The 447-nt window shown below is 60.6% G+C and carries 1 protein-coding gene; it reads right to left on the reverse strand.

Annotated features, from left to right (window positions below):
- A partial coding sequence (locus BW43_RS0127700; protein ID WP_032889377.1) for an ATP-binding cassette domain-containing protein occupies positions 1-447 on the reverse strand: 447 nt, incomplete at both ends.

The following is a 447-nucleotide window of genomic DNA, read 5'->3' on the forward strand; positions in this document are numbered from 1 at the left end:
GAATGGGCACCACGGGCGCTGATATTGATGTTCTCGGCGACGCTGGAAAGCGGAATGATCCCTTCCTTTTTGCGGTCTTCCGGACACAGCAACACACCGGCGGCGATGGCGTCGCGCGGTGAGCGCAGTTGCAGGTTTTCACCGCACAATTGCAGGCTGCCAGCGCTGCTGCGTTCCAACCCGCTGAGCAAACGAAACAGCTCCGTGCGCCCTGCCCCGACCAACCCGAACAAGCCAAGAATCTCGCCCTTGCGCACGTCGAAACTGATCGGCTCACGCAGGCCAGGCCCCAGCAACCCGTCGACCTTGAGTGCGACCTCGCCATGCTCTCGCGGGCGGTAGTCGTAAATATCCTGAATGTCGCGACCGACCATGCAGGTCACCAACTGGTCGTGGCTGAGCGCACTCATATCATCAAAGGTGCGCACGTAACGCCCGTCTTTGAAC

The organism is Pseudomonas sp. RIT357 (assembly GCF_000632245.1).
Lineage (GTDB): Bacteria > Pseudomonadota > Gammaproteobacteria > Pseudomonadales > Pseudomonadaceae > Aquipseudomonas > Aquipseudomonas sivasensis.